General features: G+C 66.0%; 13 protein-coding genes and 1 tRNA gene. 11 read left to right on the top strand and 3 right to left on the bottom strand.

Annotation, left to right across the window (positions count from 1 at the left end):
• Positions 1-26 precede the first annotated feature (26 nt).
• Together dxs and U1763_RS09545 are read left to right on the top strand one after the other, a co-directional pair.
• Entirely contained in the window at positions 27-1,949 is a 1,923-nt protein-coding gene (dxs, locus tag U1763_RS09550; protein WP_332755035.1) for a 1-deoxy-D-xylulose-5-phosphate synthase, read from the top strand.
• Positions 1,946-2,113: a hypothetical protein gene (locus U1763_RS09545; protein WP_332755034.1), complete on the top strand. Its 168-nt coding sequence runs from the start codon at positions 1,946-1,948 to the stop codon at positions 2,111-2,113. Before dxs ends, U1763_RS09545 begins: the two co-directional genes overlap by 4 nt.
• A gap of 159 nt (positions 2,114-2,272) precedes the next feature.
• Here U1763_RS09545 and U1763_RS09540 read toward each other — a convergent pair whose 3' ends face one another.
• Positions 2,273-2,944, bottom strand: coding sequence for an RBBP9/YdeN family alpha/beta hydrolase (locus U1763_RS09540; protein ID WP_332755033.1), 672 nt, complete (start codon positions 2,942-2,944; stop codon positions 2,273-2,275).
• A 216-nt stretch (positions 2,945-3,160) separates the two neighbouring features.
• Here U1763_RS09540 and U1763_RS09535 point away from each other — a divergent pair, with 216 nt between their 5' ends.
• The 5 genes from U1763_RS09535 (at position 3,161) to U1763_RS09515 (ending at position 6,460) form a co-directional block, all read left to right on the top strand.
• Positions 3,161-3,961: a TlyA family RNA methyltransferase gene (locus tag U1763_RS09535; RefSeq protein ID WP_332755032.1), complete on the top strand. Its 801-nt coding sequence runs from the start codon at positions 3,161-3,163 to the stop codon at positions 3,959-3,961.
• 251 nt (positions 3,962-4,212) lie between these two features.
• The gene (locus U1763_RS09530) at positions 4,213-4,731 is read left to right on the top strand and encodes a TspO/MBR family protein (protein ID WP_443026917.1); all 519 of its coding nucleotides are present in this window, start codon (positions 4,213-4,215) and stop codon (positions 4,729-4,731) included.
• Between the two features lie 28 nt (positions 4,732-4,759).
• Positions 4,760-5,059, top strand: coding sequence for an accessory factor UbiK family protein (locus U1763_RS09525; RefSeq protein ID WP_132738472.1), 300 nt, complete (start codon positions 4,760-4,762; stop codon positions 5,057-5,059).
• Positions 5,060-5,156: 97 nt separating this feature from the next.
• The gene (locus U1763_RS09520) at positions 5,157-5,663 is read left to right on the top strand and encodes a type III secretion system chaperone family protein (protein WP_165886520.1); all 507 of its coding nucleotides are present in this window, start codon (positions 5,157-5,159) and stop codon (positions 5,661-5,663) included.
• A 2-nt stretch (positions 5,664-5,665) separates the two neighbouring features.
• Positions 5,666-6,460, top strand: a complete 795-nt coding sequence (locus tag U1763_RS09515; protein WP_443026906.1) for a pyrroline-5-carboxylate reductase family protein — start codon at positions 5,666-5,668, stop codon at positions 6,458-6,460.
• 407 nt (positions 6,461-6,867) lie between these two features.
• Here the strand turns inward: U1763_RS09515 and U1763_RS09510 are convergent, their stop codons facing one another.
• Positions 6,868-7,356: a MarR family transcriptional regulator gene (locus U1763_RS09510; protein ID WP_243643313.1), complete on the bottom strand. Its 489-nt coding sequence runs from the start codon at positions 7,354-7,356 to the stop codon at positions 6,868-6,870.
• 58 nt (positions 7,357-7,414) lie between these two features.
• Here U1763_RS09510 and U1763_RS09505 point away from each other — a divergent pair, with 58 nt between their 5' ends.
• The 4 genes from U1763_RS09505 to U1763_RS09490 all read left to right on the top strand — a co-directional run bounded on the left by U1763_RS09505 (position 7,415) and on the right by U1763_RS09490 (position 9,895).
• Positions 7,415-8,524 (top strand): branched-chain amino acid aminotransferase, encoded by a 1,110-nt coding sequence (locus U1763_RS09505; protein ID WP_277982235.1) that lies wholly within the window; start codon positions 7,415-7,417, stop codon positions 8,522-8,524.
• A 52-nt stretch (positions 8,525-8,576) separates the two neighbouring features.
• Positions 8,577-8,651: transfer RNA gene (locus U1763_RS09500), tRNA-Gln, on the top strand.
• A gap of 86 nt (positions 8,652-8,737) precedes the next feature.
• Positions 8,738-9,154 carry a secondary thiamine-phosphate synthase enzyme YjbQ gene (locus U1763_RS09495; protein WP_332755029.1) on the top strand — a complete coding sequence of 139 codons (417 nt, stop codon included), beginning with the start codon at positions 8,738-8,740 and terminating at the stop codon, positions 9,152-9,154.
• A gap of 123 nt (positions 9,155-9,277) precedes the next feature.
• The gene (locus tag U1763_RS09490) at positions 9,278-9,895 is read left to right on the top strand and encodes a CC0125/CC1285 family lipoprotein (protein WP_332755028.1); all 618 of its coding nucleotides are present in this window, start codon (positions 9,278-9,280) and stop codon (positions 9,893-9,895) included.
• 166 nt (positions 9,896-10,061) lie between these two features.
• On the opposite strand, the gene mfd is transcribed toward U1763_RS09490, so the two are convergent.
• On the bottom strand, positions 10,062-13,532 hold the full coding sequence (gene mfd / locus U1763_RS09485; protein ID WP_332755027.1) for a transcription-repair coupling factor: 3,471 nt from the start codon (positions 13,530-13,532) through the stop codon (positions 10,062-10,064).
• Positions 13,533-13,579 lie beyond the last annotated feature (47 nt).

Genomic DNA, 13,579 nt, shown 5'->3' with positions numbered 1-13,579 from the left:
TACGCGCGCTGCATTAAGCCTGCATGATGGCCGACCTTCCCGCGACACCGCTGCTCGACACCGTTTCGACACCCGCCGACCTCCGCAAGTTGCGCCCGGACCAGCTCCGCCAACTCGCCGACGAACTGCGCACCGAGACGATTTCGGCGGTTGGGACCACCGGCGGCCATCTCGGCTCGGGTCTCGGCGTGGTCGAATTGACCACCGCGATCCATTACGTGTTCGATACCCCGCGCGATCGGCTGGTGTGGGACGTTGGTCACCAATGCTATCCGCACAAGATCCTTACGGGGCGTCGCGACCGGATTCGGACGCTGCGCCAGGGCGGCGGGCTAAGCGGCTTCACCAAGCGCAGCGAGAGTGAATACGACCCGTTCGGCGCGGCGCATTCCTCGACCTCGATCTCGGCCGCACTTGGCTTTGCGGTCGCCAACAAGATCGCGGGGACGCCCGGCAAGGGCATCGCCGTGATCGGCGACGGCGCGATGTCGGCGGGTATGGCGTACGAGGCGATGAACAATGCCGCGCAGGCGGGCAACCGCCTGGTCGTCATCCTCAACGACAACGACATGTCGATCGCGCCCCCGGTCGGCGGGCTGTCGGCGTATCTGAGCCGGATCGTGTCGAGTCGCGAGTTCCTCGGCTTCCGCGAGCTGGCTCGGAAACTCGCCAAGAGGCTGCCACGGCCGATTGCCAGCGGGATGCGCAAGACCGACGAGTTCGCGCGCGGCATGACGATGGGCGGCACGCTGTTCGAGGAACTCGGCTTTTATTATGTCGGCCCGATCGACGGCCATAACCTCGAACATCTGATTCCGGTGCTCGAGAACGTCCGCGATGCCGAGGAGGGCCCGATCCTCGTCCACGTCGTCACCAAGAAGGGCAAGGGTTACGCTCCCGCCGAGGCCGCCGCGGACAAGTATCACGGCGTGCAGAAGTTCGACGTGATCTCGGGCGTCCAGACCAAGGCGCCCCCAGGCCCGCCGCAATACCAGAACGTGTTCGGCGCGCAGCTCGTTGCCGAGGCCGCCAAGGATCCGCGGATCTGCGCGATCACCGCGGCGATGCCGTCGGGCACCGGGCTCGACGCGTTCGCCAAGGCGTATCCCGACCGGTTCTTCGACGTAGGCATCGCCGAGCAACACGGCGTCACCTTTGCCGCCGGTCTGGCCGCACAGGGGATGCGCCCGTTCTGCGCGATCTACTCGACGTTCCTCCAGCGCGCATACGACCAAGTCGTCCACGACGTCGCGATCCAGAACCTGCCGGTCCGCTTCGCGATCGACCGCGCGGGTCTGGTCGGCGCGGACGGCGCGACCCATGCCGGCTCGTTCGACGTCACATATCTCGCGACGCTCCCGAACTTCGTCGTGATGGCGGCGGCGGACGAGGCCGAACTTGTTCACATGACGCATACTGCGGCGCAGTACGACACGGGCCCGATCGCGGTCCGTTATCCGCGCGGCAACGGCACCGGCGTCGCGCTGCCCGAGACGCCGCAGTTGCTGGAAATCGGCAAGGGCCGCGTCGTACGGGAGGGCAAGACCGTCGCGATCCTGTCGCTCGGCACGCGTCTCGAGGAGGCGCTTAAGGCCGCCGAGATCCTCGAGGCCAAGGGCCTGTCGACGACGGTCGCCGATCTCCGCTTCGCCAAGCCGCTCGATGTCGACCTGATCCGCAAGCTGCTGACCACGCACGAAGTTGCTGTGACGATCGAGGAGAATTCGGTCGGCGGCTTCGGCGCGCATGTTCTGACGATGGCGTCCGACGAGGGGCTGATCGACGGCGGCCTCAAGCTCCGCACGCTTCGCCTGCCTGATGTCTACCAGGATCAGGACAAGCCCGAAGTCCAATATGCCGAAGCCGGTCTCGATGCGACTGCGCTGGTCGACACCGTCCTCAAGGCGCTCCGCCACAATTCGCGCGGGGTTGCCGAAGCGCGCGCATGACCGGGCCGACCAAGGGCCTCTTGATCATCGTTCTGGCGGTGGTCGTGATGGTGTCGTTGAATATTGCGATGTGGCGGCGGATGCGGGGTGGTCTGGCAGCGGCGAAGGCTGAGCAGGCGGCCAATCCCGAGCTGTTTGATGAGGACGGTTCGCGGATTTCTTAAGCTGGCTTTGTGGGCAGGCACCACCCCGGCGGAGGCCGGGGCCCAATTGGCAAGCGTTAATAACGAAGCGCGGTCCCCCGTTACTACGACCTCACCAATTGGGCCCCGGCCTTCGCCGGGGTGGTGTATCGTTTGGGGGGCGTCACCCTCCCAGATAAGTCACCCACCCAGATAATGCGTCTGCGCTGCATCGGTCGCGCTCACCGCAAGGATCGACCGCGCCTTGCTCGGCGGCAGCGCCTGCCCCCGGCCATCGCCACTCGCCGCGATCACCCGCTCCAGCAGATCCTGCCCCTCGCGCCACCAGCCGATCCCGCTTGCCGCGTTCAGATGCCCCTGCGGGCCGGCGTCGACGAAGTGGCTGCCCCATTCCGCCGCCATGCTGTGCGCGCGCTGCGGCGTGACCCAGGGGTCGTCGCTGCTCGCCACCACGATCGACGGGAACGGCAAGGGCGTGCGCGGCGTCGGCGAAAAGCCTTTCAACTCCGCCTGCGCGCCGCCGCGATCGACATCCGCCGGCGCCACTAGCAATGCGCCCGCTACCGGCCAGCCATAAGGCTGCGGGCTGAGTTCGGCCCACCATGCCACCGCTAGGCAGCCGAGGCTGTGCGCGGCGAGGATCACCGGTGCGTCGGCGCGGCGGATCGCCTCGTCGAGTCGCGTCACCCAGGCGTTGCGGTGCGGCGTGTTCCACATGCCGAGTTCGACGCGCACCGTGTCGGGGCGGGCGTCCTCCCATAAAGTCTGCCAATGTGACGGGCCCGAACCGCCGAGACCCGGCACGGTCAGGATGGTCGGCTGGACGGAATCATACGGTGCGAAACTACCCACAGCGCTTCTCCTTCTCCAAGGCCCCGTTTCGGGGTGGCCCGTTTCGGGGTGGAAAGCGTGACCGGGGGGACGCTCTAGGGGACGCCGGCTGATCACGCTTCCCAAGCCTCAACGTAATCCTACTTGATCGGTAGGCAATAGCATTGCGGCGAAAGGAAGGCAGCTTGCGGCGATCGGATCGGGGGGCGATAGGCGGGGTATGGGAAAGTTGCGCGCATGGTAAAGATACGGGCAGACCAGTTGCTGGTCGACAAAGGCCTTGTCGAGTCGCGGACGCGCGCGCAGGCGCTTATCATGGCGGGCCTCGTGTTCGCGGGGACCAAGAAGGTCGAGAAGCCCGGCCAGACGCTCCCCCACGACGTGCTGCTCGACGTTCGCGGGCGCGATCACCCCTGGGTTTCGCGCGGCGGGATCAAGCTCGCGCACGGCCTCGCGCATTTTGGCTGGGACGTGACCGGCGCGGTCGCGATCGACGTCGGCTCCTCGACGGGCGGTTTCACCGATGTCATGCTCAAGAATGGCGTGGCCCGCGTGTACGCGGTCGATAGCGGCACCAACCAGCTCGCCTGGTCGCTACGCCAGGACGACCGCGTCATCGTCCACGAACAGACGAGCGCCCGCATTCTCACGCCCGCGCACATCCCCGAACCGATCGACCTGATCGTGTGCGATGCGAGCTTCATTGGCCTGGCCAAGGTCCTGGAACGGCCGATGTCCTTCGCCAAGCCCGATGCAAGGCTGATGGCGCTGGTGAAGCCGCAGTTCGAGGCGGGCCGCGAGGAGGTCGGGAAGGGCGGCGTCGTCCGCGATTCCGCGATCCACCAGCGCGTCTGCGACCAGGTCGCGGCATGGCTAACCGGGCAGGGCTGGCATGTCGAGGGCGTGGTCGAGAGCCCGATCACCGGCCCCGAAGGCAATGTCGAATTCCTGATTGCCGCTATGCATGGCGAGAGGCCAGCATCGGACGTACCGGTTTCGGAAGCGCCGGCGGATCCGCAAAGACCCCCGTCATCCTGACGAAAGTCGGGACCCAGGATACCGCACGCGGTCTTTCGTTACACTGGATCCTGACTTTCGTCAGGATGACGGAGAGTGGTGGATGTCGTTCGAAACTCTAGCCAACGTTCCCCACCGTGCCGGAATGAACCACTAGCGGAACGATTATCGCCAACGCACGGTTTACCGATCGCAAAATGCGCGCCAGGACGAGCGCGCGTAGAGACGGAAGGATTTGTGTGGGCGGTATCGCTTCGAAGGGCCAGTTGAGGATGTCGTTCCTCCGCTGGGCGGTCGTGACCGTGCCCCTGATCCTGTTGCTCGGTTTCCTCTCGGGTCGCTCGGTCAGCGTCGGTAGCGACAATGCCTGGTACATGGCGCTCGCCAAGCCTGCGCTGAACCCGCCGGGCTGGGTGTTTCCCGTAGTCTGGACGACGCTCTACATCCTGATCGGGCTCGCACTGGCGATGATCCTCAACGCACGTGGGGCGCGGTTGCGTGGGCTCGCGGTTGCGCTGTTCGTCGGGCAGTTCGCGTTCAACCTCGCCTGGACACCGATGTTCTTCGGCGCGCACAGGATCGGCGCATCGGTGCTGGTGATCGTCGCGATGCTCGCCTTGTCGATCACCGCGACCTTCGTCTTCGCGCGGATACGGCCCGCCGCGGCTTGGCTGATGGTGCCGTATATGGTCTGGATCAGCTTTGCCGGCGTGCTCGCGTTCAGCATCGGGCAGTTGAACCCCGGCGCCGAGACACTTGCACCCGCCAGCCATACGTCCCAAATGCTGTGACGAACTGATCTTACGGGAATTTGAAGCAATGCAGTCCGAAAACCGCGTGTTCGACGATATCGTCAAGGTCTTGAACGGTGCGGCCGGTACGCTTGCGGGCGTCGGACGCGAAGCCGGTTCGGGTGCGCGCGAGCGGGCTCGCGAATGGCTTGGCGGTCTCGACTTCGTCAGCCGCGAAGAGTTCGATGCGGTCAAGACAATGGCCGCCGCAGCCCGCGACGAAAACGACGTGCTCAAGGCACGGCTCGATGCGCTCGAGGCCAAGTTCGCCGCGCAATCCACGGTAAATGCGCCGTCCGGGGCGTCATACGAGGCGGCGGTCGACTGACTTTTCCACAGTTTTCCGCAGAAACGGGTTCGATGGGGTTGCCGTGGCGTTTTTGCCTCGGCAGCCTTTGTCGTGCGATAAGGACCGCCAGGACCCTATGATGCTCGACCAAGTAGACCACGACCACGAAGACGCCGCCCCGATCGACATGCTCGAGAGCTACTATGCCGCGCATGGCTGGGAGCACGAGCGTCACGAGGATGAGATCGTTGCGACCGTAAAGGGTAGCTGGACGACGTACGAACTCCGCGCGCTGTGGCGCGAAGACGATAGCGTCCTGCAATTCCTCGCTTTTCCCGACATCAAGGTGCCCGATGAGCGGCGCCAGGCTGTCTATGAGACGATCGGGCTGGTCAACGAGCAGCTCTGGATCGGCCATTTCGAGCTATGGTCGTCAAGCGGCATATTACTGTTCCGGCATGCGGCGATGGTTGACGGTGGCGATGAAGGAACGATGTCGCTGGACGCCGCCGAACTGCTAGTCGAATCGGCGATAGAGGAATGCGAGCGTTTCTACCCCGTGTTCCAGTTCGTGTTGTGGGGCGGCAAGAGCCCCAAGGAGGCAATCGCTGCGGCGCTGATCGAAACGCACGGCGAGGCGTGAGCGTGAGTTTCCCCGAAGGCCCGCTGTGGCTGATCGGTTGCGGCAACATGGGCGGCGCGATGCTGCGCCGCTGGACCGCCGCGGGGCTTGATCCGGCGACCGTGACGGTGATCACGCGGAGCGGGAAGGGTGCCCCCAAGGGTGTCCGCACGCTGACCGCTCTGCCCGACGAGAAGGCGCCTGCCACGCTGATGCTTGCGCTCAAGCCGCAGCAGATCGAGGCTGCGCAGGCGTTGCTGGCGCCGATGAAGGGCGCACCGACGCTACTGCTGTCGATCCTCGCCGGGGTCGATCATGCTGCACTGTCGAAGCGGTTCGCGGCTGAGATGATCGTCCGCGCGATGCCCAACCTACCGGTCGCGATCGGCAAGGGCGTGACGTCGCTCTACGCCCCCGGCGAACCTATCGCGGCGGCAGAAGCCTTCGCTGCGCCGCTCGGCCATTACGAATGGATCGCCGACGAAGCGCATTTCGATGCGGTAACCGCACTCGCAGGCTGCGGCCCTGGCTTCGTGTTCCGCTTCGCCGACGCACTCGCCAAGGCGGGCGCTGCGCTCGGCCTGCCGGCGGACCAAGCCGCACGCTTGGCGATCGCCACGCTAGAGGGCTCGGCGATCATGGCCGCCGATGCGGACGTGTCGCCCGCCGTGCTCGCGGACCGCGTGGCGAGCCCCGGCGGATCGACCCGCGAAGGTCTGAACGTCCTCGACCGCAACGATGCGCTGGTAACGTTGCTCAAGGAAACGCTAGCCGCCTCCGAACGCCGCAACGCTGAAATGGCGGCCGCCGCGCGTTAGGCCGTGGAGGGTAGGCGGGTCGTCACTCCAGCTTCAGCCGCTATCCGAACCTTGCCGTGCCATTCCAACCTTACCCCGTCATTCTAACCTAACCGCGTCATTCTAACCTTACCCGTCACTCCGCCCCTATCCCGTCACCCCAGCGAAAGCTGGGGTATCCCAGCGTGGCTCGCGACATCTGCCAAACCATGAGATCCCAGCTTTCGCTGGGATGACGGTTGAGGAGTGGGCAAGAATGGATGCGGGGTGAAGAGCAGTGGCGGCGGCAGCAGCTGACAGTCAGGCAGTCATCAGTCGGGCAAGTCTCAGTAAGGCGTGCATCAGACTTTGGTCCGGCAGGCATCGGGTATCGAGCAACATTCCGGCACGCAACGCGCTTCAGGCATCAGCACTCGGCGCCCGCGCGCTTACCCGCGCAGCCCGATCACCTGCGACCGCTCGCTCTCCGGCACCAGGCCCTCCAGAACCGCCCAGAAGCCCGACACCGCGCTCTGTCCCGCACTCGCATACGCCGCCGACATCTGTACCCGCGCCGCCTCGAACAGCTCTCGCTCCATGATCGAGCCTTCCGGCGTCAGCCGCAGCAACCGCTGTCGCCGATCGCGCTCGCCGGGCCGCGTCTCGACCAGCTTGCGGTCCGCCAGTTCGTTCAGGACGCGCCCGAGCGACTGCTTGGTGATCGCCAGCAACGACAGCAATTCGCTCACCGTCATGTCGGGTTTGCGCGCGATGAAATACAGCGCACGATGATGCGCGCGTCCCAAGCCTTCCTGCGCAAGCCCCTCGTCGATCGATCGCGTTAGATGGCTGTAGCCGAAGTATAGCAGCTCCATGCCACGGCGGAGCTCGGGTTCGCGAAGGAACAGGGGTGAGGCAGGCGAAGCTGTGGCAGACATGTTGACCGGTTTAGCCATCGCCCGTAGTCGTCGGCAACCCGCCTTGAGAGAGAATTCGATGTCCGCTCCAGCTTTTACGTCGCCCTCCGCCTTTCGGCATGAACCGAATGCGACCCCGGTCGAGGCGAACGAGCGCGCGAAACGGCTGATCGACCCCGGTTTCGGTCGCGTCTTCACCGATCACATGGCGATGATCCGCTATAGCGAGACCGAGGGCTGGCATGACGCCCGCATCACCGCGCGCGCGCCGCTGACGATCGATCCCGCCTCGTCGGTGCTGCATTACGCGCAGGAAATCTTCGAGGGGATGAAGGCGTATCGCCTCGCCGATGGCGGCACCGCGCTGTTCCGCCCCGAGGCGAACGCGCGCCGCTTCCAGGATTCGGCGCGGCGCCTCGCAATGCCCGAACTGCCCGAGGAGCTGTTCCTCGAGTCGGTCGAGCGTCTCGTCAAGACCGATGCGAACTGGATCCCCGAGAGCGACGGCGGCGCGCTGTACCTGCGCCCGTTCATGTTCGCCTCCGAAGTGTTCCTCGGCGTGAAGCCGTCCGCCGAATATCTCTACATGGTGCTCGCCTCGTCGGTCGGCGCCTATTTCAAGGGCGGCGCCCCGACGGTGTCGATCTGGGTAAGCCAGCAATACACGCGCGCCGCACAGGGCGGCACCGGCGCGGCCAAGTGCGGTGGCAACTACGCCGCCAGCCTGCTCGCGCAGTCCGAAGCGATCCGCAACGGCTGCGACCAGGTCGTCTTCCTGGATGCGGCCGAGCGTCGCTGGGTCGAGGAGCTGGGCGGCATGAACATCTTCTTCGTGTTCGACGACGGCAGCATGGCGACGCCTGCGCTGACCGGCACGATCCTCCCCGGGATCACGCGCGACTCGATCCTGACGCTCGCGCGCGCGCAGGGCATCGAGGTCCGCGAAGAGGGCTATACGATCGACCAGTGGCGCGCCGATGCGGCGAGCGGCCGGCTGGTCGAGGCGTTCGCGTGCGGCACGGCGGCGGTGGTGACGCCGATCGGCACGGTGGCGAGTCCCGAGGGTCGCTTCACGATCGGCAGCGGTGGCCCGGGGGCTTTGACGATGCGGATGCGCGACGCGCTGGTGTCGATCCAGCGCGGCACCGCACCCGACGACAACAACTGGCTGCACCATCTCGCGGATTGACGACCGCGGGGGCTTTTCAGACGCCGCCGCCCCGCTATAAGGCCGCCTCTGTTGGGGCGTCGCCAAGTGGTAAGGCAGCGGCTTTTGATGCCGCCATGCGCAGGTTCGAACCCTGCCGCCCCAGCCAGTCTCGGTCCCCGACCAATCTTCGTATTCGAGCCGATCCTTGCTCGACTGCTGGAGCAACCCACCCGGTCGATCGTTCGGTAGCGTATGCGCCAAGCCACCACATCCATCACCATCGACACCCGCCGTCAGGGCCTCGTCGACCTTACCGACCCTATCGAACGATGGGTCCGCGATCAGCGGATGGTGGAAGGTCTGCTGACGATATTCTGCCGTCACACCTCCGCCTCGCTCCTCATCCAGGAAAACGCGGCGCCCGAGGTTCGCACCGATCTCGAAGCGTATTTTGCGCGGATCGCGCCTGAGTCGCGTGAGTATCTCCACGACGACGAGGGGCCGGACGATATGCCCGCACACCTGCGCACGGCACTCACGCAGGTCCAGCTCTCGATCCCGCTGATCGACGAGCGACTCGCGCTTGGGACGTGGCAGGGGATCTACCTGTTCGAACACCGCCGCCGCCCGCATCGGCGCACGCTCGCGCTTCACGTCATCGGCGACTGACGCAGATCATGAAAAATGTGTCAGGCCGGTGGCGCATTGGAGCGATGTCGTTCATCAACCGTTCCACCACTGACGGCTAATAAGCGGCGTTTCGCCGCATTCGCCGCGAACGGAGACGACACCATGTTCAAGACACAGGGTCGCAAGGTCGCACTCGCAGCGCTCGCAACGGGCGCGCTGCTGCTGGCCGGATGCGCGACCGAGACCACTTATCGGCCGGCGACGGGCCAGGGGTTCAGCCGTACCGGCTATAGCGACCGCCAGGTCGAGCCGGGTCGCTTCCTCGTCAGCTTCGCCGGCAACAGCGTTACGTCGCGCGACACCGTGGAGCGCTACCTCTTCTTCCGCGCGGCCGAACTGACGTTGCAGAACGGCTATGATTATTACCTGATGGCCGACCGCGACACCAACCTCCAGTCGCGAACCTATTCGACGCCCGGGATTGGCGGCGGGTTCGGCTATGGCGGATTCGGCGGCTATTGGGGTCCGTCGTGGCGCTATTACGGTCGTGGTTTCGGCTGGCGTAACTGGAGCCCGGGCTTCGGCGGCGGGTTCGGTGGATACGGCGGCGGCTTCGGTGGCCCCTGGGGCAACGACTTCGATGTCCGCACGATCGACCGCTATGAAGCGACCGCCGAGATCGTGATGCGCAAGGGCCCGATCCCGCGCGACAACATCCGCGCGTTCGATGCGCGTAAGGTCGTCGACAGCATCGGGCCGAGCGTCGTGCTGCCGAAGTAAGCACGTACTCTAGACGGCGAAAAGGCCGGGCTATTCTCGCGAATGGCCCGGCCTTTTTCATGTGCCGTGTTCCTGCGAACGCAGGAATCCAGGATTGCAGACGATGGTGCTCGTAACCCTGGACTCCTGCTTTCGCAGGAGAACCGCACACTCCTAAATCAGGCGCTTATCCCGCCGCCTTCGCGAGTCCCTTCGACAGCTGAAGCGCCCCGTGCAGCCGCGCCTTCGGATCGCCCCACGCGCGTTGCAACACCAGTTTGCTGTCCGGCCGCAATCGCGCGACACCGTTGAGCCGCTCGACATACGCCAGCAGCTTGTCGATGTTCGGCGGCGTGTCGTTGTGGAACGACACCAGCACGCCGCGCGGGCCGACGTCGATCTTCGACACGCACGCGCGCTTTGCGTTCAGCTTGATCTCGATGACCTTGATCAGATTCTCCGTCGCGTCCGGCAGCGGCCCGAAGCGATCGATCATCTCGGCCGCGAAGGCCTCGATCTCCTGGCCCTCGTCGAGATCGTTGAGGCGGCGATACAGCCCCATCCGCAGGTCGAGATCGGGCACGTAATCCTCGGGGATCAGGATCGGCGCGTCGACCGTGATCTGCGGCGAGAAATCGCGCGGCCGCGACGAGGTCATGCCGCCGGCCTTGGCGTCCATGATCGCCTCCTCCAGCATCGCCTGGTAGAGCTCGAACCCGACTTCCTTAATGTGCCCGGTCTGCTCGTCGCCGAGCATGTTACCAGCGCCGCGGATATCGAGATCGTGGCTTGCCAGCTGGAAGCCAGCCCCCAGCGAGTCGAGATCGGACAGCACCTTCAGGCGCTTCTCCGCCGTCACCGTCATCTGCCGCTCGGGCGGCGTCACCAGATACGCATACGCCCGCGTCTTCGACCGCCCGACACGTCCGCGCAGCTGATACAATTGCGCAAGGCCGAAGCGGTCGGCGCGGTGGACGATCATCGTGTTGGCGGACGCGATGTCGATCCCGCTCTCGATGATCGTGGTCGACACGAGCACTTCGAACTTCTTGTCGTAGAACGCCGACATGCGCTCCTCGACCTCGGTCGGCGACATCTGGCCGTGCGCGACGACGAAGCGGATCTCGGGCACCTGCTCGCGCAGGAAGTCCTCGATCTCGGGCAAGTCCGCGACGCGCGGCGTGACGACGAAGCTCTGCCCGCCACGGTAATGCTCGCGCAGCAACGCCTCGCGCAGCACCACCGGGTCGAACGGCATGATGTACGTTCGCACCGCGAGGCGATCGACCGGTGGGGTCTGGATCACTGACAGCTCGCGGATCCCCGACATCGCCATCTGGAGCGTGCGCGGGATCGGCGTCGCGGTCAGCGTCAGCATGTGGACGTCCGCCCGCAGCGCCTTGAGCCGCTCCTTGTGCGTCACGCCGAAGCGCTGCTCCTCGTCGACCACCACCAGCCCGAGCCGCTTGAAGTCGATGTTCTTCGCCAGCAGCGCATGCGTGCCGATGACGACGTCGATCGTGCCGTTGGCCAGCCCCTCCTTGGTCGCCTTCGCCTCGCTCGCGGTGACGAGCCGCGACAGCCGGCCCATGTTCATTGGGAAGCCTTCGAAGCGGGCGACGAAGTTGTTGTAGTGCTGGCGTGCGAGCAGCGTCGTCGGGCAGACGATCGCGACCTGCTTGCCGCCCATCGCCGCGACGAACGCGGCGCGCAACGCGACCTCGGTCTTGCCGAAGCCGACGTCGCCGACCACCAGCCGGTCCATCGGTTTGCCCGCCGCCAGATCGCCGAGCACGTCCTCGATCGCGCGGTCCTGGTCTTCGGTTTCTTCGTACGGGAAGCGATCGACGAAGCTCGGATAGCCGCTCGCATCGGGTTCGAGCACATCGCCCGGATGCAGCGCGCGTTCGGCGGCGGTGGCGATGAGTTCGCCGGCGATCTCGCGGATCCGCTCCTTCATCTTAGACTTGCGACGCTGCCAGCCCTCGCCGCCGAGCCGGTCGAGCGTCGCGCCTTCCTCGGACGAGCCGTAGCGCGAGAGGACGTCGATGTTCTCGACCGGCACGTAGAGCTTGTCGCCGCCGGCATAGCTGAGCGCGACGCAGTCGTGCGGGCTCTGACCGACGGGAATCGAGGTCAGGCCCTCGTAGCGGCCGATGCCGTGCTCGGTGTGGACGACCAGATCGCCCGGCGTCAGCGTCGCCAGTTCCGCAAGGAACGCGTCGGCGGATTTCTTGCGCTTCTTGCGGTGGACGAGGCGGTCGCCGAGCATGTCCTGCTCGGTGAGCACCGCGATCCCCGGCGCGGTGAAGCCGTGATCGAGCGGCAGGACGATCAGCGCGACGCCGAAGCTGCGCGCGGTATCGGCGATGCCGAGCGCGTCCTGCCAGGTTTCGGCGTGCTTGCCGCCTTTCATGCCGTGGTCGGCGAGCAGGCTCCCCAGGCGTTCGCGTGCGCCGATCGAATAGCTGGCGAGGATCGGCTTGCGACCCTGCTTCCGGAGCTTCTCGACGTGATCCGCGACGGCTTCGTAGATGTTCGTTTGCGCCGCCCGCTCGGGTCCGAAATCGCGTGGGCCGTCGACGTCGAAGTCGAGCACGGTGTCGCTCGGCGGTTCGTGGAACGGCGAGGTGATGTGCGCGGCGAACGCCTCGACTCCGCCGGACCATTCCTGCGCGTCGAGGTACAGCGCCTTGGCGGGCATCGGCCGATAGCTGCCGGGCTGGGCGGCCTCGGCGCGCTTGCGGTTCTCGTAATAGTCGGCGATCGATTCGAGCCGGCTTTCGACCGCTGCGGCGACGCCGTTGTCGCGGACCACCACGTCGTCGGCGCCGAGATGGTCGAACAGCGTCGCCATCTTCTCTTCGAACAGCGGCAGCCAATGCTCCATGCCCGCGATCCGCCGACCTTCGGAGATCGCCTGGTACATCGGATCGCCGGTCGCGGTCGCGCCGAACGCGTCGCGGTAGCGGGTCCGGAAGCGTTTGATCGAGTCCTCGTCGAGCAACGCTTCGGACGCGGGGAGCAGCACGAAGCCGTCGATCCGGCCGGTGGTGCGCTGGTCGGCCGCGTCGAACGTGCGGACGCTCTCGATCTCGTCGCCGAAGAAATCGAGGCGGAGCGCGTGGTCCTCGCCCGACGGGTAGAGATCGACGATCCCGCCGCGCACCGCGTACTCGCCCTGATCGTGGACGGTGTCGGTGCGGACATAGCCGTTCGCCTGGAGCAGCATGGCGAGCTTGTCGCGACCGATCCGTTCGCCGGGGGCAAGCCGCGCGACGAGTTGGCGGATGCGGAACGGAGTGAGGACACGCTGAGTCGCGGCGTTAGCGGTGGTGAGAAGGAGCTGCGGCCCCTGGGGCTTGCCTTGCAGGCGTTGCAGCGCGGCGACGCGTTCGGCCATGATGCGGAGCGTCGGCGAGGCGCGGTCGTACGGAAGGCAGTCCCAGGCCGGGAAGCTCAGCACTTCGAGATCGGGCGCGAAATACGCCGCGGTCGAGGCGATCGCGCGCATCGCCGCATCGTCGGGGGCGATGAACACCGCGCGGGTCTTAGCGGCGCGCGCGAGGTCGGCGAGCAGCGACGGCTGGAAGCCGGACGGCACGCCCGACAGCGTCAGCGGGCTCGTCGCGGAAAGGATCGTCTTGAGGTCTGGCATTGGTTTCCTAAAGCCCTCTCCCCGTCGGGGAGAGGGTTGGGTGAGGG

Origin of the sequence: Sphingomonas sorbitolis, assembly GCF_036663875.1 — a bacterium.
Classification (GTDB): domain Bacteria; phylum Pseudomonadota; class Alphaproteobacteria; order Sphingomonadales; family Sphingomonadaceae; genus Sphingomonas.
Note: the sequence above shows the minus strand (reverse complement) of the source record. Positions and strands in the feature narration are given on the sequence as shown.

Coding starts and splice junctions, on each gene's coding strand:
- dxs (WP_332755035.1), top strand. CDS start 27: ATGGCCGACCTTCCCGCGACACCGCTGCTCGACACCGTTTCGACACCC.
- U1763_RS09545 (WP_332755034.1), top strand. CDS start 1,946: ATGACCGGGCCGACCAAGGGCCTCTTGATCATCGTTCTGGCGGTGGTC.
- U1763_RS09535 (WP_332755032.1), top strand. CDS start 3,161: ATGGTAAAGATACGGGCAGACCAGTTGCTGGTCGACAAAGGCCTTGTC.
- U1763_RS09530 (WP_443026917.1), top strand. CDS start 4,213: ATGTCGTTCCTCCGCTGGGCGGTCGTGACCGTGCCCCTGATCCTGTTG.
- U1763_RS09525 (WP_132738472.1), top strand. CDS start 4,760: ATGCAGTCCGAAAACCGCGTGTTCGACGATATCGTCAAGGTCTTGAAC.
- U1763_RS09520 (WP_165886520.1), top strand. CDS start 5,157: ATGATGCTCGACCAAGTAGACCACGACCACGAAGACGCCGCCCCGATC.
- U1763_RS09510 (WP_243643313.1), bottom strand. CDS start 7,356: ATGTCTGCCACAGCTTCGCCTGCCTCACCCCTGTTCCTTCGCGAACCC.
- U1763_RS09505 (WP_277982235.1), top strand. CDS start 7,415: ATGTCCGCTCCAGCTTTTACGTCGCCCTCCGCCTTTCGGCATGAACCG.
- U1763_RS09495 (WP_332755029.1), top strand. CDS start 8,738: ATGCGCCAAGCCACCACATCCATCACCATCGACACCCGCCGTCAGGGC.
- U1763_RS09490 (WP_332755028.1), top strand. CDS start 9,278: ATGTTCAAGACACAGGGTCGCAAGGTCGCACTCGCAGCGCTCGCAACG.
- mfd (WP_332755027.1), bottom strand. CDS start 13,532: ATGCCAGACCTCAAGACGATCCTTTCCGCGACGAGCCCGCTGACGCTG.